At 65.2% G+C, this 22,718-nt stretch carries 32 protein-coding genes; 15 read left to right on the top strand and 17 right to left on the bottom strand.

The features are described 5' to 3' along the window. Nucleotides 1-48: 48 nt before the first annotated feature. Nucleotides 49-363: a winged helix-turn-helix transcriptional regulator gene (locus tag C5E41_RS23825; protein WP_258081208.1), complete on the bottom strand. Its 315-nt coding sequence runs from the start codon at nucleotides 361-363 to the stop codon at nucleotides 49-51. A 50-nt stretch (nucleotides 364-413) separates the two neighbouring features. Here C5E41_RS23825 and C5E41_RS23820 point away from each other — a divergent pair, with 50 nt between their 5' ends. Then, entirely contained in the window at nucleotides 414-1,166 is a 753-nt protein-coding gene (locus C5E41_RS23820; RefSeq protein WP_258081207.1) for an SDR family oxidoreductase, read from the top strand. Between the two features lie 154 nt (nucleotides 1,167-1,320). Here the strand turns inward: C5E41_RS23820 and C5E41_RS23815 are convergent, their stop codons facing one another. Further along, complete coding sequence (locus C5E41_RS23815; protein ID WP_104377994.1) at nucleotides 1,321-1,515, bottom strand: hypothetical protein; 195 nt, start codon at nucleotides 1,513-1,515, stop codon at nucleotides 1,321-1,323. A 399-nt stretch (nucleotides 1,516-1,914) separates the two neighbouring features. Between C5E41_RS23815 and C5E41_RS23805 the strand changes: the two genes are divergently transcribed. Both C5E41_RS23805 and C5E41_RS23800 read left to right on the top strand, forming a co-directional pair. After that, nucleotides 1,915-2,352 (top strand): VOC family protein, encoded by a 438-nt coding sequence (locus C5E41_RS23805; RefSeq protein ID WP_104377992.1) that lies wholly within the window; start codon nucleotides 1,915-1,917, stop codon nucleotides 2,350-2,352. Between the two features lie 545 nt (nucleotides 2,353-2,897). Continuing rightward, on the top strand, nucleotides 2,898-3,218 hold the full coding sequence (locus C5E41_RS23800) for a hypothetical protein (protein ID WP_146097661.1): 321 nt from the start codon (nucleotides 2,898-2,900) through the stop codon (nucleotides 3,216-3,218). Nucleotides 3,219-3,266: 48 nt separating this feature from the next. On the opposite strand, the gene C5E41_RS23795 is transcribed toward C5E41_RS23800, so the two are convergent. The 4 genes from C5E41_RS23795 to C5E41_RS23780 are packed head-to-tail and all read right to left on the bottom strand — an operon-like array spanning nucleotide 3,267 to nucleotide 8,252. After that, nucleotides 3,267-4,361, bottom strand: coding sequence for a hypothetical protein (locus C5E41_RS23795; protein ID WP_104377990.1), 1,095 nt, complete (start codon nucleotides 4,359-4,361; stop codon nucleotides 3,267-3,269). Continuing rightward, nucleotides 4,358-6,613 (bottom strand): hypothetical protein, encoded by a 2,256-nt coding sequence (locus C5E41_RS23790; RefSeq protein WP_104377989.1) that lies wholly within the window; start codon nucleotides 6,611-6,613, stop codon nucleotides 4,358-4,360. The genes C5E41_RS23795 and C5E41_RS23790 overlap by 4 nt, the downstream gene beginning before the upstream one ends. Next, nucleotides 6,610-7,347, bottom strand: coding sequence for a hypothetical protein (locus tag C5E41_RS23785; RefSeq protein ID WP_104377988.1), 738 nt, complete (start codon nucleotides 7,345-7,347; stop codon nucleotides 6,610-6,612). Before C5E41_RS23785 ends, C5E41_RS23790 begins: the two co-directional genes overlap by 4 nt. Before the next feature lie 50 nt (nucleotides 7,348-7,397). Then, entirely contained in the window at nucleotides 7,398-8,252 is an 855-nt protein-coding gene (locus tag C5E41_RS23780; protein WP_181063398.1) for a Crp/Fnr family transcriptional regulator, read from the bottom strand. 58 nt (nucleotides 8,253-8,310) lie between these two features. Here C5E41_RS23780 and C5E41_RS23775 point away from each other — a divergent pair, with 58 nt between their 5' ends. Continuing rightward, complete coding sequence (locus C5E41_RS23775; protein WP_104377986.1) at nucleotides 8,311-8,649, top strand: Rpn family recombination-promoting nuclease/putative transposase; 339 nt, start codon at nucleotides 8,311-8,313, stop codon at nucleotides 8,647-8,649. Between the two features lie 68 nt (nucleotides 8,650-8,717). Beyond that, on the top strand, nucleotides 8,718-9,230 hold the full coding sequence (locus C5E41_RS23770; RefSeq protein ID WP_104377985.1) for a hypothetical protein: 513 nt from the start codon (nucleotides 8,718-8,720) through the stop codon (nucleotides 9,228-9,230). A 95-nt stretch (nucleotides 9,231-9,325) separates the two neighbouring features. Here C5E41_RS23770 and C5E41_RS23765 read toward each other — a convergent pair whose 3' ends face one another. The 3 genes from C5E41_RS23765 to C5E41_RS23760 are packed head-to-tail and all read right to left on the bottom strand — an operon-like array spanning nucleotide 9,326 to nucleotide 10,069. Continuing rightward, nucleotides 9,326-9,532: a DUF397 domain-containing protein gene (locus C5E41_RS23765; RefSeq protein WP_104377984.1), complete on the bottom strand. Its 207-nt coding sequence runs from the start codon at nucleotides 9,530-9,532 to the stop codon at nucleotides 9,326-9,328. Continuing rightward, nucleotides 9,529-9,672: a Scr1 family TA system antitoxin-like transcriptional regulator gene (locus C5E41_RS36020; RefSeq protein WP_219823237.1), complete on the bottom strand. Its 144-nt coding sequence runs from the start codon at nucleotides 9,670-9,672 to the stop codon at nucleotides 9,529-9,531. Before C5E41_RS36020 ends, C5E41_RS23765 begins: the two co-directional genes overlap by 4 nt. Continuing rightward, nucleotides 9,647-10,069, bottom strand: coding sequence for a helix-turn-helix domain-containing protein (locus tag C5E41_RS23760; RefSeq protein ID WP_439956544.1), 423 nt, complete (start codon nucleotides 10,067-10,069; stop codon nucleotides 9,647-9,649). The genes C5E41_RS36020 and C5E41_RS23760 overlap by 26 nt, the downstream gene beginning before the upstream one ends. 267 nt (nucleotides 10,070-10,336) lie before the next feature. Here C5E41_RS23760 and C5E41_RS34085 point away from each other — a divergent pair, with 267 nt between their 5' ends. From C5E41_RS34085 to C5E41_RS23730, 7 genes are all read left to right on the top strand, one after another. Then, on the top strand, nucleotides 10,337-10,504 hold the full coding sequence (locus C5E41_RS34085) for a hypothetical protein (protein WP_167331926.1): 168 nt from the start codon (nucleotides 10,337-10,339) through the stop codon (nucleotides 10,502-10,504). A 5-nt stretch (nucleotides 10,505-10,509) separates the two neighbouring features. After that, nucleotides 10,510-10,689 carry a hypothetical protein gene (locus tag C5E41_RS23755; protein ID WP_146097659.1) on the top strand — a complete coding sequence of 60 codons (180 nt, stop codon included), beginning with the start codon at nucleotides 10,510-10,512 and terminating at the stop codon, nucleotides 10,687-10,689. After that, nucleotides 10,670-10,954, top strand: a complete 285-nt coding sequence (locus C5E41_RS23750) for a hypothetical protein (RefSeq protein WP_104377981.1) — start codon at nucleotides 10,670-10,672, stop codon at nucleotides 10,952-10,954. The genes C5E41_RS23755 and C5E41_RS23750 overlap by 20 nt, the downstream gene beginning before the upstream one ends. Nucleotides 10,955-11,200: 246 nt before the next feature. Beyond that, a complete protein-coding gene (locus tag C5E41_RS23745; RefSeq protein ID WP_104377980.1) occupies nucleotides 11,201-12,283 on the top strand; it encodes an S-(hydroxymethyl)mycothiol dehydrogenase in 1,083 nt (360 codons plus the stop codon). Further along, nucleotides 12,280-12,900 (top strand): MBL fold metallo-hydrolase, encoded by a 621-nt coding sequence (locus C5E41_RS23740; RefSeq protein ID WP_258081205.1) that lies wholly within the window; start codon nucleotides 12,280-12,282, stop codon nucleotides 12,898-12,900. Before C5E41_RS23745 ends, C5E41_RS23740 begins: the two co-directional genes overlap by 4 nt. Before the next feature lie 103 nt (nucleotides 12,901-13,003). After that, a complete protein-coding gene (locus C5E41_RS23735) occupies nucleotides 13,004-13,315 on the top strand; it encodes a pyrimidine/purine nucleoside phosphorylase (protein WP_062999585.1) in 312 nt (103 codons plus the stop codon). Nucleotides 13,316-13,494: 179 nt separating this feature from the next. After that, nucleotides 13,495-13,926, top strand: coding sequence for a nuclear transport factor 2 family protein (locus C5E41_RS23730; protein WP_064910910.1), 432 nt, complete (start codon nucleotides 13,495-13,497; stop codon nucleotides 13,924-13,926). Here C5E41_RS23730 and C5E41_RS23725 read toward each other — a convergent pair. Further along, entirely contained in the window at nucleotides 13,916-14,488 is a 573-nt protein-coding gene (locus tag C5E41_RS23725) for an NmrA family NAD(P)-binding protein (RefSeq protein ID WP_104377978.1), read from the bottom strand. The genes C5E41_RS23730 and C5E41_RS23725 overlap by 11 nt on opposite strands. Nucleotides 14,489-14,611: 123 nt before the next feature. Between C5E41_RS23725 and C5E41_RS23720 the strand changes: the two genes are divergently transcribed. Further along, a complete protein-coding gene (locus C5E41_RS23720) occupies nucleotides 14,612-15,211 on the top strand; it encodes a TetR/AcrR family transcriptional regulator (RefSeq protein ID WP_181063395.1) in 600 nt (199 codons plus the stop codon). Between the two features lie 106 nt (nucleotides 15,212-15,317). Here the strand turns inward: C5E41_RS23720 and C5E41_RS23715 are convergent, their stop codons facing one another. The 6 genes from C5E41_RS23715 to C5E41_RS23690 form a co-directional block, all read right to left on the bottom strand. Then, nucleotides 15,318-16,544, bottom strand: coding sequence for a cytochrome P450 (locus C5E41_RS23715; protein ID WP_104377976.1), 1,227 nt, complete (start codon nucleotides 16,542-16,544; stop codon nucleotides 15,318-15,320). A gap of 281 nt (nucleotides 16,545-16,825) precedes the next feature. Further along, nucleotides 16,826-17,125 carry a hypothetical protein gene (locus tag C5E41_RS35320; RefSeq protein WP_104377975.1) on the bottom strand — a complete coding sequence of 100 codons (300 nt, stop codon included), beginning with the start codon at nucleotides 17,123-17,125 and terminating at the stop codon, nucleotides 16,826-16,828. Beyond that, nucleotides 17,118-17,558 (bottom strand): hypothetical protein, encoded by a 441-nt coding sequence (locus C5E41_RS35315; protein ID WP_181063394.1) that lies wholly within the window; start codon nucleotides 17,556-17,558, stop codon nucleotides 17,118-17,120. The genes C5E41_RS35320 and C5E41_RS35315 overlap by 8 nt, the downstream gene beginning before the upstream one ends. Before the next feature lie 60 nt (nucleotides 17,559-17,618). Further along, nucleotides 17,619-17,816 (bottom strand): ferredoxin, encoded by a 198-nt coding sequence (locus tag C5E41_RS23700; protein ID WP_030515738.1) that lies wholly within the window; start codon nucleotides 17,814-17,816, stop codon nucleotides 17,619-17,621. Next, on the bottom strand, nucleotides 17,816-18,622 hold the full coding sequence (locus C5E41_RS23695; protein WP_104377974.1) for an SDR family oxidoreductase: 807 nt from the start codon (nucleotides 18,620-18,622) through the stop codon (nucleotides 17,816-17,818). Before C5E41_RS23695 ends, C5E41_RS23700 begins: the two co-directional genes overlap by 1 nt. A gap of 1 nt (nucleotide 18,623) precedes the next feature. Beyond that, nucleotides 18,624-19,829 carry a cytochrome P450 gene (locus C5E41_RS23690; protein WP_104378054.1) on the bottom strand — a complete coding sequence of 402 codons (1,206 nt, stop codon included), beginning with the start codon at nucleotides 19,827-19,829 and terminating at the stop codon, nucleotides 18,624-18,626. 300 nt (nucleotides 19,830-20,129) lie between these two features. Here C5E41_RS23690 and C5E41_RS23685 point away from each other — a divergent pair, with 300 nt between their 5' ends. Continuing rightward, entirely contained in the window at nucleotides 20,130-21,602 is a 1,473-nt protein-coding gene (locus C5E41_RS23685) for an aldehyde dehydrogenase (RefSeq protein WP_104377973.1), read from the top strand. A 45-nt stretch (nucleotides 21,603-21,647) separates the two neighbouring features. Further along, on the top strand, nucleotides 21,648-22,397 hold the full coding sequence (locus C5E41_RS23680) for an SDR family oxidoreductase (RefSeq protein WP_104377972.1): 750 nt from the start codon (nucleotides 21,648-21,650) through the stop codon (nucleotides 22,395-22,397). 140 nt (nucleotides 22,398-22,537) lie between these two features. On the opposite strand, the gene C5E41_RS34540 is transcribed toward C5E41_RS23680, so the two are convergent. Continuing rightward, nucleotides 22,538-22,718: hypothetical protein (locus C5E41_RS34540; protein WP_219823236.1), on the bottom strand; the 181-nt coding region annotated here is incomplete at its 5' end.

Genomic DNA, 22,718 nt, shown 5'->3' with positions numbered 1-22,718 from the left:
CCGTTCTCCCACCGCCGCCGCAGCGACTCGCTCGGTCGACGGCAGCGACTACTCCCCCGCCGCGCCGGCGTCGAGATTGCTCGCCGCCCACGCCCACAGCGGTTCCAGCGCCCGCACGAGTTCACTTCCGGCCATGGTCAACTCGTAGGCCTTGTCGGCGCGTTTGACGATCACACCGGCGCCTTGCAGGGTCTGCAGGCGCACCGAGAGCATGCTCGAGGAGCAGTTGTCCATACGTCGGCGCAGCTCGAGGAAACCGAGAGGTCCCGGCGCCAGTTCCCAGACGATGCGCAGCATCCAGCGCTGCCCCAGCAGTTCCATCGCAGCCCGCGGGGCGCCCTCGCGCGCTCTTGCACTTCTCATTTCGAACCACCATAGTGATTCTGAAATAGAAGCAACGAGTGGGAGTGCGGGTGGATTCACAACGCATCGCGTTGATCACCGGCGCCTCCCGCGGCATCGGGGCGCAGACCGCTCGGATTCTCGCGGGGCGCGGCGATCATGTCGTCCTGAATTATCGCGAGAAGCGCAGGCGGGCAAGCATTCTCTCCGATTCGATCGCCGCCGACGGCGGATCGGCGACACCGGTGGGCGCCGACCTGTCCGATCCCGAGGCGGCCGCGGCCATGATCGAGCAGATCCGCACCCGATTCGGGCGGCTGAACGTGCTGATCCTCAACGCCTCGGGCGGGCTCGAACACGGCGCCGAGCCCGGCTACGCGATGGCGATCAACCGCGACGCCCAGGTGCGGCTGGTCCAGCTGGCGCTACCGCTCATGGCCCCGGGTGCGCGCATCGTATTCGTCACCAGCCACCAGGCGCACTTCCACGGCCGCAAACCCACCCCGGCGGACTACGAGCCCATCGCGCGGAGCAAGCGGGCGGGCGAGGACGCGCTGCGCGCCATGATCGGCGAATTCGACTCGCGTGGAATCGGTTTCACGGTCGTATCGGGCGACATGATCGAGGGTACCATCATCGTGCGCCTGCTCGAACGCCGCGATCCGGACGCGGTCGCGGCGCGGACCGAACACGGTGCGTTACCCACGATCGACGAGTTCGCGACCGCGATCGCCGACGCCACCACCGCCGAGACCGAATCCGGCCATACGGTCTATGTCGGCGGGACCGATTACCTTCTCACCGCGACAGATCCGGCTACCTGACCGTAGGACGCGGAGCCGGCACCGCCACGGCCACGCTCCGACCCCTCGCTGCGAAGCGACTACCGTTCGCAGACGGCCGAGCCGACCAGCGGCCGCGGCACATCGGCAGCCCGGCCACGATCGGTCCGTCTCGACGGGCGCCGGGCCCACACGGTCACCCGTGGGCGTGATCGCACCACCGATACGGAATCGACCAATCCCATTCGGCCTCGGCCGCTTCGGCGTCGCGGTAGTCGTCGACCTGGCACTCGTTCAGGCAGACCGGAACCATCGCGCCGAATCCCGCACCCAGCGCGGACAATCCGTTCAGCACACAGCGCCACAGCGCGGACTTCTCGAGTCGGTGCACCGGAATCGACCTCCTTGTCGCACTCGGCGAGCGCTCGGGGCGACGCGATCACCCCGGGCGCCTTCGCCGACCAACGCTGTGGGGCAAAACGGTACGCCCGACGGGCCCCGGCTGTGTCCGGTTTCGGCAATCTTCACAGCGGACCCGCAGCGGGGCCTCGACCTCACCCTGGTGGTGTTGCAGCAGCATCTCGCAGACGCGCGGAACGAAGGCCAGTTCGGTGGGCCGGGTCAGCTCCAGATCCTCGAACAGCGTCGACATATCCGAACAGCGTCGACATATCGCCGCGCGCGATGAAGTAGGCGGTGCCGCCGCGGGCGCGAACGACAGCGGCGCATCAGTGCCGGCCGGTGACTCGTCTACCGCAACTTGTCAGCTCGGCTCGGTAGCATCCACCGCATGTCCATCACATTGGAGAACGTCGGAATCGCCGTTCGCGACCTCGAAGAAGCGATCGCCTTTTTCACCGACCTCGGTCTCACGGTCCTCGGCCGGGACACGGTCAGCGGTGAATGGACCGACACCGCCGTCGGCCTCGACGGCAATCACGCCAAGATCGCCATGCTCCAGACTCCGGACGGTCACGGCCGCCTCGAACTCTTCGAATACATCCACCCGGACGCGATCGAGACGGAGCCCACCCGCCCCAACGAGATCGGCATGCATCGCGTCGCCTTCTCGGTCGACGACATCGACAAGGCTCTCGAGACCGCCGCGAAGCACGGCTGCCATCCGCTTCGCGGCGTCGCGACCTATCAGGACATCTACAAGCTCACCTACCTCCGCGGTCCGAGCGGTATCCTCGTGATGCTCGCCGAGGAACTGAAGAAGAACTGACGGCGGACCGGGCCGATCAGGCGTTCCAATCGTGCAAACCGCAGCCGATTGAGCGGATTTCGCGCGAGAACGTCGCGCTTTGCACGAAAAATTCGGCTTGTCGGCGCCGGTGATGGGCGGAACGAGGGGTGATACCGCACACCCCCGAAGGCCAAGGCAGGCAAGGGCTTCGGGGTTCTGGATGGCTGTGCAGGGCTGGCGGCACCGGCCGCGGGATGAAAACCCCACGCCTCCGAGATCGATGTTGAACACGTCGGCTGCGAACACACTGCACTTTCCACACCTTTCCGAGTGTGCACTTCTACGTTGAACCCGTTGTGGCACAGTGATTTTCTGTCCAGATGAGACCAAGCACGGTGAAGACAGCTTGCAGGAGACTCCGAATCGGGCGGCCCGGTCCAGCCGAGGATCTGACCACCGCGCTCCACGCAGTATCGGAGATCAATCGCGTCATCGTAGCTACCGATACGAAAGTCGGATTGCTACTGACCGCCAACGGATTCGCGCTGACAGGTCTGATTACCGCATCCCGCACGCACACAACCGTGCTCACCTGCGTTGTCGCCGCCACACTCGGGGTGTCGCTGCTGGCGTGCATGTGGTATCTAGCTGCCACCCTGCGGCCGGACCTACGCAGCGCCGGGGCGGGGAACTGGTTCAGCTTCCCGAATTTTCCCGCCGAGATCGGCAGCCGGCCGAGCGTCGCGGTACTGGCCGATCATGCGTGGCAGCAGGCCGCAGTGCTCGCCGAGATAGCCCGCGGCAAGTATCGCAGGTTCGCGGTGGCATTGCGATGGAGTGGGGTGACCCTGATCGCCTTCGTGGCGTGGTTCATCGTATCGTCGCTGTCCGGGCTCGGTCGTTGACGAATGCGATACGCAGCGGGTGTTGATTTGACCCGCTGCGCAATCGCGTCAGTCCTCTTCGTCTTCGTCGTCCTCTTCGTCTTCGTCTTCTTGCGGCTTGGAGTCCAAGGCACCCAGCGATGCCGTGTCAGCGATGATCGCCGACGCGCTCAACTCGATGTCCGGCGCCGATACGAACCCCGCGACTGCGGTCGGTTTGGTGGCGCTGTCGATGAGCGCGTTGACCTTTGCCAAGAGCTGATCGCCATCACGCTTGTTCAGCATGCCCTTATCGAGCAACAGAGTGATGATCTGTCGGGCGGTCCGCTTGTTGAGGTCGTGCTGAACGATCAGCTGCTCGATCACCCTCCCCACATCGTCTCTACGGGATGCCAACTGGAGCGCGAACATGCCGAGATCACCCTCGCGCAGCGCCTGCAGGTAGTGATCCATGCGCAGCCGTTCGCGCTCGATGTAGTTTTGCCCCTTCATATCGGCGATCTCGTGCTCGAACCTCGCCGACTGCATGTTCAGGCCGTGTCCGGCGTCGTTCTCCACCTGTTTGAATTCGGTATCGCGCAGCACTACATGATGCTCGGCAAGACGGCGTTCCGCAGCGCGCCGGTCCAGGGTTCGATGCCGGAGATGCCCGAGAGTATCTGCATCCGGCCGCAACTGTACCCGGCACCCCAGCAACGTCAGCCCATGCCCCAATTCGATTGTCCTGGAGACAAAATAAGAATTCATATGCTGCTCTGCGTCGAGAAACCGATCGACGTCGAAGCGGCGGCCCATCGTCCGAATCTCCTGTTCGACGATCGGACGGTAGACGAGCTCCGCGGCCCGTACGTGATCCCGGATTGCCGCTATCGGATCGGTGATTCGCCACGACAGATGCGTTTGGACGAGGAAGTTGAGCGCGTTTTCGGCGGTGGGGACCTCGAACTGGAATGACGCGTGATGGACTGCGACATTCACCCAGTACACCCCAGTCGGACGAGTGCCGAAGATGCCGGCCGGCTTTCGCTCGATCGGGGCCAGGCGCCCGTTCCGGTCCAGCGAGATAGTGAGCCAATACCCGTCCGATTGTGGACGGAACTGGCGCCAGCTTTCGCCTGACATCGCCGAGTAGCGGACCAAAGTCTCCGGATTGTTCGCATTCATTCCGTTTGTTCCTTCGAATCGATTTCTTTCGAGTCGAGTCGTTGCATCGAATCCAGGATCGACAGCATGGCTTCGACCGCACGCCGGGGGCCCTTGGGTTCGGCGGCCCAACCCTTCATGTGATAGGGAAGAACCTCTTCGTCCTGCAGGGCTTTTCCGAGATCGAACAGGAAGCGTGCCAACGGTTCGCGCAGATTCGCATCCTTCTCGGCGATGCCGACCCAGCCCCGGATCTCCGAAAAGGTGTCGGGCGGGTGACCCGGGCTTTCGATAAGACGGCCGAACAGGGTGACGACGGCCTCGCGGCGTGTCCCAGTCAGACACGGAGCCACCGGCCACTCGTGCAGCCCCTCCTCGGTCTGCACGTATTGATAGCGAGTCAGGTCGAGAACGCACCGTAATCCGGTGTCGCGCAATCGAGGACGGGCCGTGGGCCTGGTCCACCGCAACAATTCGGCAAGGATTCGATCGGTCAGTCCACCCGACCAGAAAAGCTGGGCCATCGAAAACGACGCGGCCCGCCGGAGTGACATTTTTGTGCTCCGTGCTGCGCGGCGCAGCTGCGGAATGGCCGTGTCGGGCATCGCTTGGCCTATCTCGCTCCCCAGGGCACGGGCGGCGGTGACTCGCAACGCCAGTGGCTGGTCACGATCGAGCCAGGCGTCGAGCATTCTCGAAACAAGCGGCGCAAGATCGGAATACAGGAACGGGAATTGCAACGCAGCCATCGCGGCGATCCGATCGTACCGTCTACCGCTGCGCGCCCAGGGCTCGATAAGCACCGTGCGCGCATGCTCGAACTCGAAGGTCGACAGCACTCCGGCTGCTACACCTGCCCGCACACATACCCTGGATTCGGAGCTGCTTCCAAGGTCTCGCAGCCAGTCGCGCACCAATACATGGGCGATGTGGTATTCCTGCCATACGCGTTCGAGGATTTTAGGAGGGTAGAGGGAATCGGTGAATTCGACTACTTGGACCGGATTTTCACCGTACGTGCCGTTCTCGATCGAACGGTACGACCGCGCCCGCGCCGCAGCGACGAGTTCACTGTTGCGTGATCCGAACACAGGGAACGCGGGCGTTTGATCGGGCTGCTCTTCGCCGGCCATGACCCGGGCGAGCGCGCGGGCAGCGTCGGTAACCACGTACAGCGGCATTCCATTGAAGACAGCCAATGCGATCGCGAAGGCTCGAGCTTCCAAGCCGAGCTGTTCGTCGAACCACAGCCGGAAATCCGCACTGATCGCCGCGGAGTGACGCTCAATGACCGCCGCAAGCTCGGCACGTCCGTCGGCAACATCGGCCAGCTCGTCGCCCAGCCGCGCGAGGACACGTGCAGGCGGTCGTTCCTGGGTATATCTTTCCAGAAGTGGGCCCACGCCGGGCATATCCAGCACATCCGCAGGGTCGCGGTTCAATCGGTATCGCACATGGCTGCGCACCAGCTCCGTGGTGTCAGCGGGATCACCGGCGTCGAGCAGGAAGTCCTCGACGTCGGGCGGGACGGTGATCGCGTCGTCCAGCAGCACGATCATCCGGCAGTCCTGCTCGCTCAGCCGGCTGCTCAGTTGATCGAGATAGAACCGGTGCAGGTGTGCGGCTTGGTCGGGACCGAACGCCTCCATCAGGTATCCGGTATGGTCGCGGAATTCGATCTCCAGTGAGCGGAGTTCAAGGTTGGGCTCGAGGGTGTAGACATCCGTTGTGGACTCTCCGTCCAACGCACGTAGTGCTACCGTAGTGCGCCCCCAGCCCTGGGGTGCGCGCAGCAGCAGCAGAGAACGCATGTCGAGTCTTCGCCGGATATCCTCAAATGCCTTCGGTTCCACAAAGACCCGGCATATCCGCGCGAGCCGATCGGCGCCCACCACACCGTAGGCCGCAGTGTGATGGTCCGCGGTGCCCCCGATATTGTCGCCACCCACCTGGGTGCCGATGGTTGCGTCGCCGCCGATGAAGTTGGTGGCATGGATGAACACATGGCGCGCCCCAGGGGGGATGCCGCGCATCGCGTCGACCGCGACGTACATGTTCGCCGCCGCTGCGCGTGTCTCATCGAGCAGATCATCGTCGGTGGTCTGCTCGCTCTGCTTGCTCTTGTCGTCCTGCTCGGCTGTGTCGGGGTTCCGGTCGGCTTCGGTGGCGGGCTGCGAGGTGTCGCCGCCGCCCGGCTCCCCATGGGCGTGCTCGGCTATTGCGGCGTCGGCCCGCCCGTCCGCGGGCGACGCTTCTGGATCAGGCTCGCTCATGATCGCCCGTTGATGTTGTCGCCACCTACCTGAGTACCGATGATCGCATCGCCGCCGATGAAGTTCTTGGCGTGAATCGCAGCACTATCCGGCCCCGAACCGGTGGGGAACAATCGGTTAGTGGAGGCCCTCGTGGTTCCTGCTGGGGTGGAGTCGGATTCGGGCAATGGGGGCTTCGGATAGCCAGGTACACGTACCCACATCCGCTGATCGGGTTTCGAATGCATTGTGACACTGACATATTCGTCCGGTGTGACCGTGGCCCGATAGGAGTGCCGAACCAAACCTGCGAAAACCTGGTCCGAAACCACGACGACTGCGTCCGCCCGGGGTGAACGCTCGAGCGCGTGCTTGACTGCCTTCTCAGAATTCATCCGGAATGTCGCAGTCAGGGCGTCGCTGGACCAGCCCTTCTCATCCTTGCCGACGTATCCTTCGTGGGCCGCGATGCGAACACGCAGCCAGTTCATCGGCCCGGCCGTACTGTTGTGCCGGCGTAACCCGGTCAGCATCGATCCGACGACCCGATCGAGGACATCCAAGACCGGAATACCGAGGATCAGCATGGCACCGTCGCCGCGGTCCTCCTGCGCCACAATGTCTTCGGTGTTCGGTACGGCATTTTCGATGATCTGATAGAGCGTTGCGCGCATGGCCTCGCCCTGCACATTGGTCAAGGATTCGGAATTCTCGACGTCGACAATGAGAAAGGATCGGTGCGTGGGTTCCGGCATGACTTCTCCTGGCTGATGGGGCGTACCCGTGGATCCGGCGTTCCTCAGGTCTATCGGCTGGGGTCGCGCATGTCTGCGTCCGAATACACATTCGGCACAGACTCGGCTATCTCGGCGAGCAGGGCGGGGCGCAGCAGCTCCACAGAACGACGAGACGTCCTGATCGCACCGATCGCGCGCAGCTGCTTGAACGCCTTGGCCACCGCTTCGCGGGATGCACCGGCCGCATGGGCCAGTTCTGTCTGAGTCAGTGGCAGCGCGATGACTACCCGATCCGCCTCGGCACGCCCGTATCGGCGGGCATATTCGAGCAGCAATCGGGCCAGTCGCTCGGCGACGGTGTACGCGCCGTAGTCCAGGCGTTGCACGTCTGCCTCGCGCAACCGGGCAACCACCGTTCGCAACAGATCGAATGTCAACGCCCCGTCGCGTATGAGCAATGCGCGGAACACTCTGCCCGACACAGCAGTTGCGACAACCGGCGAGATCGCGGTGATGGTCGCCGACCGCGCACGCGCATCGATCGCAGAGAGCTCCCCGAGCAGCTCGCCGGGGCCGCGGATGCCGAGGACGACCTGTTTTCCGCTCGGCGCGGACGAACTAACTTTCACCCGGCCCGACTCGATCACCAGAACGTGGTCCGATTCCTCGCCCTCGTGTAGCAATACCGCACCGATCGGCCAACTTTGCCGCACACCCGCTTCCAGCAGTTTCGTGCTGTCGAACCGAGGTAAAATGTCCGAAAACAGTGGTATTCCCCCCTGTGATCCACCGCGCTCTCCTTGGTGACTTCGCGACAGAGTAGTCGATCGGTCAACTAACGTCGCCCGAGTGTTCGAAAACGACGACCACCGATTTCGACCGTTGGCCGCAGACGAATGAAAGGGCGGGTACGAGCGCGGCATGCGAACACTCCGAAGATTCGGCCGGATCATCCACACTACGTGCCGCCCGGCGACATGAATGTCGTTGCGGCAGAGTATCTTTCCGTACATGTCCTCGTCTCGAGCGCGCGACTCCACGTCGAAGTTTCCCGGCTCACCGCCTCAACCGCACGACCGATACTTCCGGTGCGTCATGAGCCGACCCGCCGACGCAGCCTCCGAGTTGCGTGCGGTGTTACCGAAATCGGTTGTCGCTCGGATGGATTGGGATCATCTGGAGCTGCAATCGGGCAGTCTGCTCACCAAGGAACTCGCGGCCCTCTATACCGACCTGCTCTACCGGACCCGGATCGACACCCGTGACGCATACATCTTCATCCTGCTCGAGCATCAGAGCAGCGTGAACCGACGGAGCTGACAGAGCTGATAGATCTCGACGATGACCTCCGGGCAGCACTGAAGCCCTACCTGCCGCACTACGGCTTCGTGCTGGACGACATCGCAGCCCTGGACGTGCAGCAGTTGCTGGCCCGCGAGGAACTGACCGCGACCGTTTCGGTGATGCTCACCTTGCACAAGATCGCGTACAACAACCCGGAGCTGGTCGAGCAGCTGGTACTACTCGCCCCGGTCCTGGCACGAATGGCCGCCGACCCCACCGGACGAGATGACCTGATCACGGCCTTGAACTATCTTATTTATGTCGGCGGAACCAGCGGCAGCGACCTGCAGCCGCTGTTGGATCAGCTCGATCCGCATACGAAGGAGGTCTTCATGACCATCGCCGAAGAACTGGAGGCCCGCGGGGAAGCACGTGGCGAGGCGCGCGGGGAGGCGCGCGGGGAGGCGAGGGTGCTGCTTCAGCAGCTCGCGTTCAAGTTCGGGCCGTTGCCGGAATCGGTCACCGAGTCCGTACACGCGGCGCGGCCCGAAGAAGTGCGGAAGTGGGCGCTACGAATCCTCACCGCGGACACACTTGCCGCCGTCTTCGACCGATAGGTTTCGGGTCCATCCGGCGGTGATACGGAAGAACCCTCGAAGCCCTTGGGATGCAGCGGCTTCGAGGGTTCTCGGTTCGGGCGCGGAGCAGAGGCTTATGCCTGGTCGAACTTGCCGGCCTCGACGCCGGCTGTGAACGCGGACCACTCGGTCGGCGTGAAGATCAGAGCAGGACCGGTGGGGTTCTTCGAATCACGAACACCGACACCAGCATCCAGGAACGCCACCTCGACGCAGTCCTTGGTCGATCCCGAGAAGCTGGACTTGAACCACTTCGCCCCGGACAGGTCGTCGTTGCTCATGGCATGCGCTCCTTGATCAGTGCTACGGAATCACGTTCGGACAACGCTACACGACGAATCTCCCGGAGCGCTGGCGTATATCGCTGCAGCTCAGCCTCCCGTTCGAGATAGAGATCACCCGCCCAACCCTCGACGTACACGATCGGAGGTTGAGCCAGCCCTGATATCAAGTCCGGAAACTCCAGCTATGTAAACGAACCTACGTAGGAACCGAGAGCGCTCGATGCCGTGAACGATGGTCGTCTTCCAGATCGTCAACCGGTCTGCCGCATCTTCCAAAGCCAGGTAGTGGTTGAAACCCGTCGAAATCTGGTCCGCGTACGCCCTCCACCAACTGGCCGTCACCTTCCCCTCCCGCGATGCGCGAATCTCCTTCACCAGATCCAGGCAGACACGCCGCTCCTCATCGGTCGCCCCATAGCTGTCGCACAGTGCGTTCACCTGGAGGCTCGTGATCCGCGTCGTTTGCCCCTCTTCGATGCGGCCGATGGTCTGATGCGATGTTTCCGCGATGCGCGCGGCCTGGGATTGTCCCATTCCCTTGGCGTTTCGCAGCCGTCGCAGTTCACGCCCCAATGCTCGTTGCGCGAGTGTGCTCCCTGACCCCATTTTGTTAGCTCCCCTATCGATTGTGTCCCGGTTTTCTGGACAGGTCCCCACTGGACAGGTTGCCGGTAGACGAGTTCAAACAATCGGTACGGCAACGGATGCCCGAAATCCCCGCCATTCGACTACAACTCGCGGCCGAGTCGATGCAACCTCAACGCCGACAACCACTTTCACATTGCAGGGGAAGTATCCACCATGGGACTGCTCAACCACGATCGAATGCCGATCATGACCGTCTCCTACGCGCACATCATCATGCAATTGCACATCGACTGCGCTTTGTGCGTGTGCCCGGTCAAACAGCAGGCGAAACAGCGGCTCATCGAGGCGAAACACCTGGTGCCGGACTCGGGCCGGGAGTGATGCGGATGTTCTGGGAATTCGTTCTGCTGATCAGTATTCCGCTGGCGGTCATCGCGCTCGCGGTGTTCTGGCCCGAGCAGATTTCCAAGCCGGACACACGATATTCGGTGCGCGCCATTCTCGACCGCATCGCCGACGAAGACCGGGTGCGAAAGGCGAAATACCGTGACCGGTACCGGGAATAACGAACACTTTCGCACGGCGACCGGCTCACGGTCGGCCTGGTGGCGGGTCGACGACCACGGCCGGATCGAGATCACCCACCTCGCCGATCGCGAATCCGCCATCGACACCGCACGTTTCGCGCACCACGCGGCGATGCCGTACTCCCGCGACGGGGTGATGTTCACCGTCACACCGACACTCGCGCAGGCGCATTCGCTTCTGCCGGAATACCACGCGCTGTGGTGCGCGGTGAGCGAGGAGTTCCGCCGCCGATTCGCCTCCTGACCGCAGGCGTCCCGTGCGGCCGCGGACCCACGTGCTCGACTCGGACCGAGAACTCCATCGGCACGGCGACCGGAGCCCGCACGGCCATACCCACCGGACCGACCCGGTAACGACATGGTTTTCACCAGCACGTCGTCACCGCCGCACACGAAATCGAACCACAGTCCGGACACCTGTCCGATAAATCTGCCCCGGCATACACTGACCGTAGGTGAACCGACACCCTCGACGCGTAAAGGAGATTCCATGTCCCAGAAGGTTCGCGGCGTCATCGCCCGCAGTGTGGGCGCCCCGGTCGAGATCGTCGATATCGTCATTCCCGATCCGGGCCCGCACGACGTGGTGGTGCGGGTGCAGGCCTGCGGGGTGTGCCATACCGATCTGACCTACCGCGAGGGCGGCATCAACGACGAATTCCCCTTCCTGCTCGGCCACGAGGCGGCCGGCGTGGTGGAGACCGTCGGCGATGCGGTCACCCACGTCGAGCCCGGCGATCATGTGGTCTTGAACTGGCGCGCGGTGTGCGGGCAGTGCCGCGCCTGCAAACGCGGCAAACCGTGGTACTGCTTCGACACCCACAACGCGAGCAAGCCGATGACACTGGCCGACGGCACCGAGCTGACCCCGGCCCTCGGCATCGGCGCCTTCGCCGACAAGACCCTGGTGCACGAGGGACAGTGCACCGTGATCGCCCCGGAGACCGATCCCGCCGTGGCCGGGCTGCTCGGCTGCGGTGTGATGGCCGGACTGGGCGCGGCGATCAACACCGGCGGGGTGAGCTACGGCGATTCGGTCGCGGTCATCGGCTGCGGCGGCGTCGGTGACGCGGCCATCGCGGGGGCCCGGCTGGCGGGCGCCACCACCATCATCGCCATCGACCGCGATCCGCGAAAGCTGGAGTGGGCCACCGAACTCGGCGCCACCCACACCCTCGAGGCCGGTGACGACGTGGTCGAGCGGGTGCAGGAATTGACCGGCGGTTTCGGCGCCGACGTGGTGATCGACGCGGTCGGGCGGCCGGAAACCTGGAAGCAGGCCTTCTACGCTCGCGATCTGGCCGGCACGGTGGTGCTGGTCGGCGTGCCGACGCCGGATATGCAGCTGGAGATGCCGCTGATCGACTTCTTCTCCCACGGCGGCTCGCTGAAATCCTCCTGGTACGGCGACTGCCTGCCGGAACGCGACTTCCCGATGCTGCTCGACCTCTACCGCCAGGGACGGTTGCCGCTGGAGCGGTTCGTGAGCGAGCGCGTGACCCTCGACCAGGTCGAGCAGGCCTTCACCACCATGCACCACGGCGATGTGCTGCGATCGGTGGTGACGCTGTGAAGATCGACCGCGTCGTCACCTCCGGAAAGTTCGAATTGGACGGCGGCAGCTGGGATGTCGACAACAACGTCTGGGTCGTCGGCGACGACCGTGAGGCCGTTGTGATCGATGCCGCCCACCAGGCCGAGCCGATCATCGCGGCCGTCGGCGATCGCGCCGTGCGCGCGATCATCTGCACCCACGCCCACAACGACCACATCAACGTGGCCACCGAGCTGGCCGAGGCCCTGCACGCCCCGATCCGGCTGCACCCGGCCGACGAGATGCTGTGGAGCGCGCTCTTCCCCGACACCCGCTACGAACCGTTACACGATCGGGAGCGAATTCCGGTGGCGGGCAGCGAGATCGAGGTCCTGCACACACCGGGCCACTCCCCCGGCGCGGTGAGCCTGTACCTGGCCTCGGAGAAGACGGTCTTCACCGGTGACACCCTGTTCCAGGGCGGTCCCGGCGCCACCGGCCGCTCGTTCTCGAGCTTCCCGACGATCATCGAATCCATCCGCACCCGCCTGCTGCACCTGGCCGAGGACACCACCGTCCTGACCGGACACGGCGACTCCACCACCATCGGCGCCGAAGCACCCCACCTGCCGGAGTGGATCAAGCGCGGACACTGAGGACCTGCGCGGAAATCCTCGCCCGCACCTCGATCCCGCCGTGCGGGGCCCGGAGGTGGCGTCAGTAGGCTGACTACTCCACATCACCTCCGGGAAAGAGACCATGTCGCAGTTCGAGAACGTCAGCGTGGCCACGAAGGCCAATGTGTACTTCGACGGCAAATGCGTGAGCCACGACATCACGCTGCCCGACGGCACCAGGAAGTCGGTCGGCGTGATCCTGCCGGCGGCATTGACCTTCACCACCGGCGCCCCGGAAATCATGGAGCTGGTCGAGGGTGAATGCGCCGTGACTCTACCCGGCGAAACCGAGCCCACGACCTACCGCGGCGGCGAATCGTTCTCCGTGCCCGGCGACAGCTCGTTCGACATCGACGTGCGGGAAACCCTGCACTACGTCTGCCACTTCGGCTGAACAGCCGATAACACCGCAACCGCGAGAACCGCTGCCGCGCAAGGCTTTACCGAAGGAGGGCCGCACGAGCGATCGTGCGGCCCACGCGGCGGCACGGGCCGCCGATGCTCCCCGCCACCCCGATGACCTTGTCCATTTCCCGCCGGATCGCCGTCGTTCACGACGGTAAGGTCCGGGCCATGACACCAGACAACAGGACCGTGGTTCAGGCTGCCTGGCGAGCCTTCGCCAGCCATGACGCCGAGCAGATCGCAGCATTCTTCACTCCGGACGCCGAGTGGCTGGCGCCGGCCGGCAATGCCACCGCGGTCGCGTTGGACGCTCCCAGCCACATGATCGGACGCGAGGCCATCACGGAGTTCATCGCGAACGGTTTTCCCCGCCTGTTCGTCGCCGATGTCGCGCTGGATTTTCACGGCTTCTACGCCGAGGGCGACCGGGTGATCGTGGAGGAGACGATGACCGCCACGCTGGCGAACGGAAATCGCTACAGCAACGACTACTGTTTCGTGTTCGAACTGCGCGACGGAGTGATTCACCGGGTTCGCGAATACATGGACACCGCGCGCGGGCACCGTGACGTCTTCGGTGAGCCGGCGGTCACCGGCTGACAGTTTCGGTCACGGTGAACGCGCCGATATCGTCGAGCGCGACGAAGTGCTGACGCACGTGCGCGGCCGCGGCGGTGCGCAGCGCGCCGTCGCGGATCCCGACCGTCTCGGACTGCGTGATCAGGTTCTCCATGAAAGAACTCGGCCGCAGCACCGTAGCCGAGATACCCGACGCGGCGATGTACCGCTCGATCTCCCATTTGGTCGGCTGGCCGCCTCGATCGGCACCGAGGCCCGAGCTGTAAACCAGGTGCGCCACACCATATTTCACCGCCGCGTCGGTGACCGCCTTGCCGGCCTTCACCTCGTCCTGCTCCGGGGACAGCGGCCCGGGATGCACGCTGTACACGCCGTAGGCGCCGTCGACGCAGCGGGCGATCGTCGCCGGGTCCTCCAGCGAGCCCGCGATCACCTGCGCTCCCGCCCGCGCCAAGCTCCGCGCCCTGTCGCTGTCCGGGCGGCGAGTCAAGACCCGCACCCGCCATCCATCGGCGAGCAGACGGTCGGCGACCGCCCCGCCTTGCTGTCCGGTCGCGCCGGTGACGAAAACGACCTGTTCCATATGCCCTCCGTAGGCGAGTCTTCGGCTCTACCGCGCCACAGCAGTAAACGGAGAATACTCTCCGCTTTGCCACTATACGGAGAGGCGTCTCCGTTTTGCAATGGTGGCCGCTACGATCGAGCGATGGGTAACGACGCGGGGCAGGTTGCCAAGCCACTGCGCGCGGACGCGCGCCGCAACCGAGACCAGGTGCTGGCCGTCGCCCGGGAGATGCTCTCGGTGGACGGCTCGTCGGCGTCCTTCGACGAGATCGCGCGCCGAGCGGGCGTCGGCGTCGGCACCGTGTACCGGCATTTCCCCACCCGTTCCGCCCTGTTCGAGGCTGTCGTCGTCGGCCGGGTGCAGGAGTTCACCGAACGAGCACACCTGCTCGCGGGCACCGATACCGCGCCGGAGGACGCGTTCTTCGACTACTTCGCCCACCTCGTCGGCGAGGTCTCCCTCAATCAGGCTCTGTGCGAAGCGCTGGACGACGACGGTGGCACGGCCGTAGCGGTCCCCAACGAACTCCGGCACGCATTCATCCGGTCGTTCGACACCCTGCTCTGCCGGGCGAAAGACGCAGGGGCCCTACGACCCGACGTCGATGTCGCCGACGTGCTCGACCTGGTCATCGGCGCGGCGACGGCAGATCGCCGCGCGCGGGCACGCAACGCACCGAACCAACTGATCGCCGTCGTGCTCGACGGCCTTCGCGTTCACGATCACCGAGCGCCGGCGTGACGGCCGCCGGTGCCGAACCACTGCGCCGGCCACACGGCATGCCGCGCACAACCGGGGCCGCACGATCGCTCGTGCGGCCCCCGTGTGCCCAGCCCTTTCCCCGAGTCTAGGAGTATTCGACCTGCCAGTGTTTGATGCCGTTGATCCAGCCCGAGCGCAGGCGCTGCGGGTCGGAGATCTGGTGCAGATCGGGCATCACGTCGGCGATGGCGTTGAACATCAGGTCGATTTCCAGGCGGGCGAGGTTGGCGCCGACACAGAAGTGGGCGCCGGTGCCGCCGAAGGCCAGATGCGGGTTGGGATCGCGCAGCACGTCGAAATCGAACGGCTCGTCGAACGCCGCTTCGTCGAAATTGGCCGAGCTGTAGAACAATCCGACCCGCTCACCGGCCTGGATCAGCTGCCCGCCCAATTCCACATCCTCGGTCGCGGTGCGCTGGAAGGCGGTGACCGGAGTCGCCCAGCGCACGATTTCGTCGACCGCCGTGCGCGGACGCTGCTTCCGGTACAACTCCCACTGGTCCGGATGGTCGACGAAAGCCTTCATCCCGTGCGTGATCGCATTACGGGTGGTCTCGTTTCCGGCTACCGCCAGCAGAATGACAAAGAATCCGAATTCGTCCGAACCCAATGCCTCGCCGTCGATATCGGCGCTGACCAGTTGGCTGACGATATCGCCCGACGGCTCCGTTCGGCGCGCCTCGGCCATATTCCATGCGTAGCCCAGTATCTCGGCCGAGGCGACCGCGGAATCGCCGTATTCCGGATCGTCGTAATTGAGCATCTGATTCGACCAGTCGAACAGCTTGTGGCGATCGTCCTGCGGAACGCCCAGCAGTTCGGCGATGGCCTGTAACGGCAATTCGCACGCCACCTGTTCGACGAAATCCCCGCCGCCGGATTCCTTGGCGGCGCGCACGATTCGCTCGGCCCGCTCGGTCAATGCCGCCCGCAGGCTCTCCACCGCGCGCGGGGTGAAGCCCTTGGAGACGATGCGGCGGATCGTGGTGTGCTTGGGCGGATCCATGTTCACCAGCAGCGCGCTGGTCACCGACAACTGCTCCGGCGTGGCGAAACCGGGCAGCCGGATGATGGAACCCTTCTTTTCCGAGGAGAAGACGTCCGAGCGGCGCGAGATCTCCTTGATGTCCTCGTGCCGGCTCACCACCCAGTAGCCCGCATCCTCGAACGGGTAGGACCGCTCCGCACTCTGGGCGTTCCACCAGACCGGCGCGGTGCGCCGCAATTCCGCGAATTCCGCGACCGGACTTCTCTCGGCCCACAGTCCCGGGTCGGTGAAATCGAATCCGGCCGGTATCGACGGAGCAGCCACAGTTCCTCCTCGTGTCCGCTGCACTGCGAATCATGGATTGCTTCGAAACGTGTTCATCCTTGATTAGAACATGTTGCAGTGCAGCGGAAAAGAGCTGCGGCCGCGCGCATTCCGGAAAAACACAAGTTATGACAAAACGATTTCGAGCATGCGAAATGCAGCCCGATCGACGGGTATTCCCGACCGTTCGGACACGCATCGCGCAATGCGGTTCACCTGGACTGCACTGTCCGGTCGTCGAAAACCCGAGTGGCGCCCGGGAATTCAACGGCAGTGTTCGTTCATCCGCTCACCTCGGTTCCCCGGCTCCGGTGCAGGTGCCGGGCGGCACGTCCGGCCGGTAACGGCAGATCGAGATAGGTGCGCACGCCCGGTTCGGCCGCCACGACATACGGGATCGCGTTCACACAGTTCAGCGCCGTGGCGGCGATCGAGGGATTGCGCCGGCCCCCCTCGCCCGGATCGTGTGCGTGCAGCCCGGACAGGGTCAGGACGCAGCCGGGGTCGCCGCGCACCTCGACCTCGAACCGCTGCCCGTTCGGCCCGAAACTCCATGCCGGGTCGAAATTCCGCTCACCCATGAACCAGTTGACCGCCGCCGTGATCACCGGTTCGCCGTCGACCGTGCCCTCCCAGCGAAAGTGCTGTGCCGCAACCTGTCCCGGCTCGATGACGCCGATCGATGACGCCGATCGGTGAGTCGATCGGCGCGGTGGCGACCGCGATGTCGTGCGTGGTGCGGATATCGGGATCCAGATCGAATCCCAGTTCGTCGGCGATCATCCACACCGACTGGCTGTAGCCGCCGGCCAGCATCGCCGCGACGGTGCCGGCCGCGGCCTGTTCCGGATCGGCGCCGAACATCATCCAGTGCCGCACCACATCCGGAGCGCCGTAGGTGCGGATATCGGAGAATTCCTCGGCTCGGACGCCGGTCACCGAACCCGACAGCGCGGAGACCACCAGCGGCAACCGTTCGGTGAGGCCGCCGGGGTGAATTCCGGCGCCGTGCAACGTGACTCCGCCTTCGGCGCAGACCGCGTCGAACTTCTCGCGGTCGCGCTGCCGCGCCCATCACTGGTCCCGCACGATCGAGAGTGCCTGGGTCGGGCAGTACCGCACCGCGTTCTCCACATCCGCGCGGTCGGCCTCGTCCACCTCGGGCCGCACGATTTCGACCTTGCCGTGTTTGGGCACGTCGAAGTAGTCCGGCGCCTCGGCCTGGCACATCGCGTGGCCCTGACACAGGTCCAGATCCACTTCGATACGCATCAGCTCTGTTCCCCCTTATCGGCCTGCTCCGGCTCGCGCAACGGAGCTTCCGGCTGCACCTCGACCAGCACCAGATGCGCGCCGCGCGGTGTGTTGACCACCGCGGCGATCGCGGCGGCGAGGTCGGAGGCGCGCAGGAAGAAGGGGTGGCGGGCGAAGCCCCATTTCATCCAGTCGTCGAGCAGTGGGCCCACCTGCTCGGGTGCGGCGTTCATCCCCATTCCGGTCCGGGTCGCGCCCGGCCGCACGATCGAGGCGCGCACACCGGTGCCCTCCAACTCCATTCGCAGCTGCCGGGCCATCGCCTCGAGTCCGGTCTTGGCGGCGTTGTAGGCGCCGTTGCGGGGGCGGACCTGGTCGGCGCAGTCGGAGCCGATGAAGACGAAGTCGCCGCGGCGCCGGGAGATCATGCCCGGCAGGATGCGATGGGCCAGCCGTTGCGCACCCACCAGATGGACGTCTATCTGCTTCAGGAAGGTCTGCGGTTCCATTTCGTAGGCCAGGCCGAATTCGATGTCCCCGGCCCCGGATACCGCGACCTCGATGGGCCCCAGCGCCTCCTCGGCGGCGGTGACGAAGGCGTCGACCGAGGCATCGTCGGTGACGTCGAGCGAACCCGCGAAGGCGGTGCCGCCGTTGGCGGTGATCTTGTCGGCCAGTTCGCGGCAGGTCTCCACCCGGCGCGCACCGAGCGCCACTGGGAATCCGACCTCGGCCAGCATGATCGCGGTCGCGGCGCCGATTCCCGACGACGCCCCGGCGATGAGAACCGGTCGCACATCCGGGTGCGGATCGAAACGCGGCATACTATGAAACCTCCACGGTGACGGGGAGTTTCGCGAACCCCCGGACATTGGTCGAATGCACCCGCTCCATGGCGGACTCGTCGATCGAGTACTCCCGGACGCGGGAGGCGAACTCGCGCAGGGCGACAACGGTCTCCAACCGCGCCAGATGCGCGCCCAGGCAGAAGTGCACGCCGCCGCCGAAACTGGCCAGCGCGCTCTTGTCGGTGCGTTCGATGTCGTAGCGATCGCCGTCGGTGAAGACCGCGTCGTCGCGATTGGCGGAGCCGATGAGCAACACCACCTTCGAACCAGCGGGGATCACCCCGTGTTCGAACACCACGTCGACGACCGAGGAGCGCGCCACCATCTGACTCGAGTTGTCGTAGCGCAGCGTCTCCTCGACCCAGTCCGGCACCAGGTCGCCGTCGGCGACCACCTTGGCGAACTGTTCGGGGTTGCGGCCGGCCCAGTACAGCGCGTTGCCGAGCAGTTTGGTGGTGGTCTCGTTCCCGGCCACGACCATGAGGAACATGAAGCCGATGATCTCGTCGTCGGTGAGTTTGTCACCGTCGATCTCCGCGTCGAGCAGCGCCGAGGTCAGGTCCTCGGTGCGGCTGCGGCGGCGCTGGGCGACCATGTCGGAGTAGTAGACGACCAGATTCAGCGAGGCCTCGATGGCCGCCTCCGGCACGTCGAGCACACCCTCCTCGCGGTGCACCACCAGGTCGGCCATCCGGCGGATCTCGGCGCGATCGGGTTCGGGCACGCCCATCATGTCGGAGATGACGTCCATCGGCAGCTTGCCCGCGAAATCCTCGATCCAGTCGAAACTGCCCTGCTCGAGCGCGGGTTCCAGGTGCTGCAGCGTCAGTTCCCGGATCCGGTCGCCCATACCGGCGATCCGGCGCGGCGTGAAGCCCTTGTTGACCAGCTGGCGCATGCGCAGGTGGCGCGGATCGTCCATGGCGAGAAAAGACATGGTCTTGTGCGCGTGCGGGCCCCACGCGGCCGGGTCCAGGGAGACACCGTTGGCACTGGACAGGCGGGTGGCGTCGCGGAATGCGGCGGTCACGTCGGCGTGGCGCGACAGCGCCCAGAAGTCCAGGTCCGGGTTGTAGTACAGCGGCGCCTCCGTGCGCAGCCGCCGATACACCGGGTAGGGATCCTCGTGGAAGCGGTAGTCGTAGGGATCGAATACGACCGGTTGCGCAGATGCCACAGTCATCACACCCACCTCTCGAAATATAACGCGTTCACATGGAGACTCATCCACACACCGCCAACCGAGACACAGGACTGGACATGTGTCTGGACACTACCACTGCACCCGAATCCCAACAATGGGGGCAGGCCCGACGGCAATCGGCGCGCACGCGTGTCACCGCCGCTCCGCCCATCGCCGCATTTCCGGTCATCGCCGGCACCGCCTCTCACGACTCGATCATCTGCAACGCGTTCTTGTATTCACAGCTCCACCCAAACTATATTCCGTACAGATGTCCAGACAGCCCTATCGGAGAGGCGAATGACGAAGCTGCTCCCCCCTGGCGAGGGCTCCCGGCTTCTGATCGACGGCACACTCGTCGGCGGCGGCGCGGGTGTATTCGCGACTGTGAACCCGGCGACCGAGGAGGTCCTCGGACAGGCCGCCAATGCCGACGCCGCCGATATGGACGCGGCCATCGCCGCCGCCCGCGCGGCCTTCGACACCACCGAGTGGTCGCGCGATCACGCGTTGCGCGCCCGCTGCCTGCGGCAACTGCGCGACGCGCTGCGCGACAACATCGAGGAGCTGCGTGAGATCACCATCGCCGAGGTGGGCGCCCCGCGCATGCTGACCAGCGGACCGCAGCTGGAAGGCCCGATCGGCGGCCTCGGTTACTTCGCCGATCTGGCCGAAAGTTACGCATGGGAAAGCGATCTCGGCGTCGCGAAGCCGATGGGGATTCCCACCGCGCGCACACTACGCCGGGAGGCGATCGGCGTGGTCGGTGCCATCACGCCGTGGAATTTCCCGCATCAGATAAACTTCGCCAAGCTCGGGCCCGCCCTGGCGGCCGGCTGCGCGGTGGTGCTCAAACCGGCTCCCGACACCCCGTGGGTCGCCGCGGTGGTCGGCACGGTCATCGCCGAACGGACCGACATCCCGGCCGGCGTGATCAATATCGTCACCTCCGACGACCACCAACTGGGCGCCCAGCTGGTCACCGATCCGCGGGTGGACATGATCTCGTTCACCGGATCGACGCAGACGGGCCGGACCATCATGGCCGGCGCGGCGCAGAGCCTGAAGAAGGTCTTCCTCGAACTCGGTGGCAAGTCGGCCTTCATCGTCCTGGACGACACCGACGTGGCCGCCGCGGCGAGCTACGCGGGCTTCACCGTCTGCGTCCACGCCGGACAGGGCTGTGCGCTGACCACCCGCCTGCTGGTCCCCCGGGAGCACTACGACACGGCGGTGGCGGCCGCGGCGAAGTCGATGAGCGGCATCACCCCCGGCGATCCGAACGAACCGGGTACGGTCTGCGGGCCGGTGATCTCCGCGCGGCAACGCGACCGCGTGCAGCGCTACATCGACATCGCGCGCGCCGAGGGCGGCACCATCGTCACCGGCGGCGGTCGTCCCGATCGCGAGCGCGGCTACTTCATCGAACCCACCCTGATCAGTGGGGTGTCCAATACCTCGACCGTGGCACAGGAGGAGATCTTCGGCCCGGTGCTGGTGGTGATCGGGCACGACGGCGACGACGACGCCATCCGGCTCGCCAACGAATCGCCCTACGGGCTGTCGGGCGAGGTCTGGGGCACCGACCCGGCGCGAATCGACCACGTGGTCAACGGTGTTCGTACCGGAACCCTCGGTGTCAACGGCGGCATCTGGTACAGCGCCGACGCGCCGTTCGGCGGCTACAAGCAATCCGGCATCGGCCGGGAACTTGGCGTCGCCGGATTCGAGGAATACCTCGAAACCAAGCTGATCGCCACCGCACGGAAATAGACATCTCGCGGCCTCGTCGCGACATACCGGAGGAGAAGGCAACTCATGGCTCGTTTCACCGATCGCGTCGCGATCGTCACCGGCGCGGCGCAGGGCATCGGCGCCGAATACGCGAAGGCGCTGGCCGGCGAGGGCGCCACCGTCGTCGTCGCGGACCTCAACGCGGACAAGGGAAAACAGGTCGCGGAGCAGATCAGCGGCGACGGCGGCACGGCGGTGTTCCATCCCGTCGACGTCGCCGACCCCGAATCGGTCACCACGCTGGCCGATTTCACGAAGAACGAATTCGGCGCGATCAACCACCTGGTCAACAATGCCGCCATCTACGGCGATATGAAGCTGGACCTGCTGCTGACCGTGCCCTGGGACTACTACAAGAAGTTCATGAGCGTGAACCTCGACGGCGCGCTGAACATGACCCGCGCGGTGTGGCAGCACATGTCGAAGGGCGGCGGCGGGTCCGTCGTGAACCAGTCCTCCACCGCCGCATGGGTGTATTCGAACTTCTACGGCCTCGCCAAGGCCGGGGTCAACAGCCTCACCCAGCAGCTGGCGGTGGAACTCGGCGGATCCAACATCCGCATCAACGCCATCGCGCCGGGACCGATCAACACCGAGGCGACGCAGACCGTCACCCCCGGCTCGATCGTGGACGACATGGTGAATCGCCTGCCGCTCAAGCGGATCGGCACCCCGCAGGATCTCGTGGGGGCCTGCCTGTATCTGCTCTCCGACGATGCGGCCTGGGTCACGGGGCACATCCTGAACGTGGACGGCGGGCAGATCATCCGATAGCGCCACGACGGAGGCTTGTCCCCGCGGGGACGAGCGTCTCCATCTTCTAGCCGGATGCCCGCAGGCACGCAGTCCGCGGAGATGGTGCGGCCGCCACCGGCCCCCGTAGATCGGCGACCGGGCGAGCGGATGGGCATGCGCTACAGTGGCTCGCCGATACGATTCACAGCACGGACGGGGGCACGGTCGATGTCGACAGCGACCACGACACAGCGCATTTCGACGAGCCGGGCGCGGTAAGCGATGACCAGCGACGATCGCCCGGATTCCCCGCCGCAGCCGCCGTCCGGCGAGCCCGGCCCGTCGAAATGCGCTGTGTCG

The sequence above is a fragment of the Nocardia nova genome, from assembly GCF_002933465.1.
Classification (GTDB): Bacteria; Actinomycetota; Actinomycetes; order Mycobacteriales; family Mycobacteriaceae; genus Nocardia; species Nocardia nova_B.
Note: the sequence above shows the minus strand (reverse complement) of the source record. Positions and strands in the feature narration are given on the sequence as shown.

Excerpts from the sequence above, each read along its gene's own strand:
- C5E41_RS23735 (WP_062999585.1), top strand. The coding sequence starts at position 13,004 with ATGTCGCAGTTCGAGAACGTCAGCGTGGCCACGAAGGCCAATGTGTAC.
- C5E41_RS23730 (WP_064910910.1), top strand. The coding sequence starts at position 13,495 with ATGACACCAGACAACAGGACCGTGGTTCAGGCTGCCTGGCGAGCCTTC.
- C5E41_RS23700 (WP_030515738.1), bottom strand. The coding sequence starts at position 17,816 with ATGCGTATCGAAGTGGATCTGGACCTGTGTCAGGGCCACGCGATGTGC.
- C5E41_RS23755 (WP_146097659.1), top strand. The coding sequence starts at position 10,510 with ATGTTCTGGGAATTCGTTCTGCTGATCAGTATTCCGCTGGCGGTCATC.
- C5E41_RS23790 (WP_104377989.1), bottom strand. The coding sequence starts at position 6,613 with ATGAGCGAGCCTGATCCAGAAGCGTCGCCCGCGGACGGGCGGGCCGAC.
- C5E41_RS23695 (WP_104377974.1), bottom strand. The coding sequence starts at position 18,622 with ATGCCGCGTTTCGATCCGCACCCGGATGTGCGACCGGTTCTCATCGCC.
- C5E41_RS23720 (WP_181063395.1), top strand. The coding sequence starts at position 14,612 with ATGGGTAACGACGCGGGGCAGGTTGCCAAGCCACTGCGCGCGGACGCG.
- C5E41_RS23680 (WP_104377972.1), top strand. The coding sequence starts at position 21,648 with ATGGCTCGTTTCACCGATCGCGTCGCGATCGTCACCGGCGCGGCGCAG.
- C5E41_RS23690 (WP_104378054.1), bottom strand. The coding sequence starts at position 19,829 with ATGACTGTGGCATCTGCGCAACCGGTCGTATTCGATCCCTACGACTAC.
- C5E41_RS34085 (WP_167331926.1), top strand. The coding sequence starts at position 10,337 with ATGGGACTGCTCAACCACGATCGAATGCCGATCATGACCGTCTCCTAC.
- C5E41_RS23725 (WP_104377978.1), bottom strand. The coding sequence starts at position 14,488 with ATGGAACAGGTCGTTTTCGTCACCGGCGCGACCGGACAGCAAGGCGGG.
- C5E41_RS23795 (WP_104377990.1), bottom strand. The coding sequence starts at position 4,361 with ATGAATGCGAACAATCCGGAGACTTTGGTCCGCTACTCGGCGATGTCA.
- C5E41_RS23760 (WP_439956544.1), bottom strand. The coding sequence starts at position 10,069 with ATGGGACAATCCCAGGCCGCGCGCATCGCGGAAACATCGCATCAGACC.
- C5E41_RS23775 (WP_104377986.1), top strand. The coding sequence starts at position 8,311 with ATGTCGTTGCGGCAGAGTATCTTTCCGTACATGTCCTCGTCTCGAGCG.
- C5E41_RS35320 (WP_104377975.1), bottom strand. The coding sequence starts at position 17,125 with ATGGGTGAGCGGAATTTCGACCCGGCATGGAGTTTCGGGCCGAACGGG.
- C5E41_RS23745 (WP_104377980.1), top strand. The coding sequence starts at position 11,201 with ATGTCCCAGAAGGTTCGCGGCGTCATCGCCCGCAGTGTGGGCGCCCCG.
- C5E41_RS23685 (WP_104377973.1), top strand. The coding sequence starts at position 20,130 with ATGACGAAGCTGCTCCCCCCTGGCGAGGGCTCCCGGCTTCTGATCGAC.
- C5E41_RS23780 (WP_181063398.1), bottom strand. The coding sequence starts at position 8,252 with ATGCCGCGCTCGTACCCGCCCTTTCATTCGTCTGCGGCCAACGGTCGA.
- C5E41_RS23785 (WP_104377988.1), bottom strand. The coding sequence starts at position 7,347 with ATGCCGGAACCCACGCACCGATCCTTTCTCATTGTCGACGTCGAGAAT.
- C5E41_RS23765 (WP_104377984.1), bottom strand. The coding sequence starts at position 9,532 with ATGAGCAACGACGACCTGTCCGGGGCGAAGTGGTTCAAGTCCAGCTTC.
- C5E41_RS23825 (WP_258081208.1), bottom strand. The coding sequence starts at position 363 with ATGAGAAGTGCAAGAGCGCGCGAGGGCGCCCCGCGGGCTGCGATGGAA.
- C5E41_RS23805 (WP_104377992.1), top strand. The coding sequence starts at position 1,915 with ATGTCCATCACATTGGAGAACGTCGGAATCGCCGTTCGCGACCTCGAA.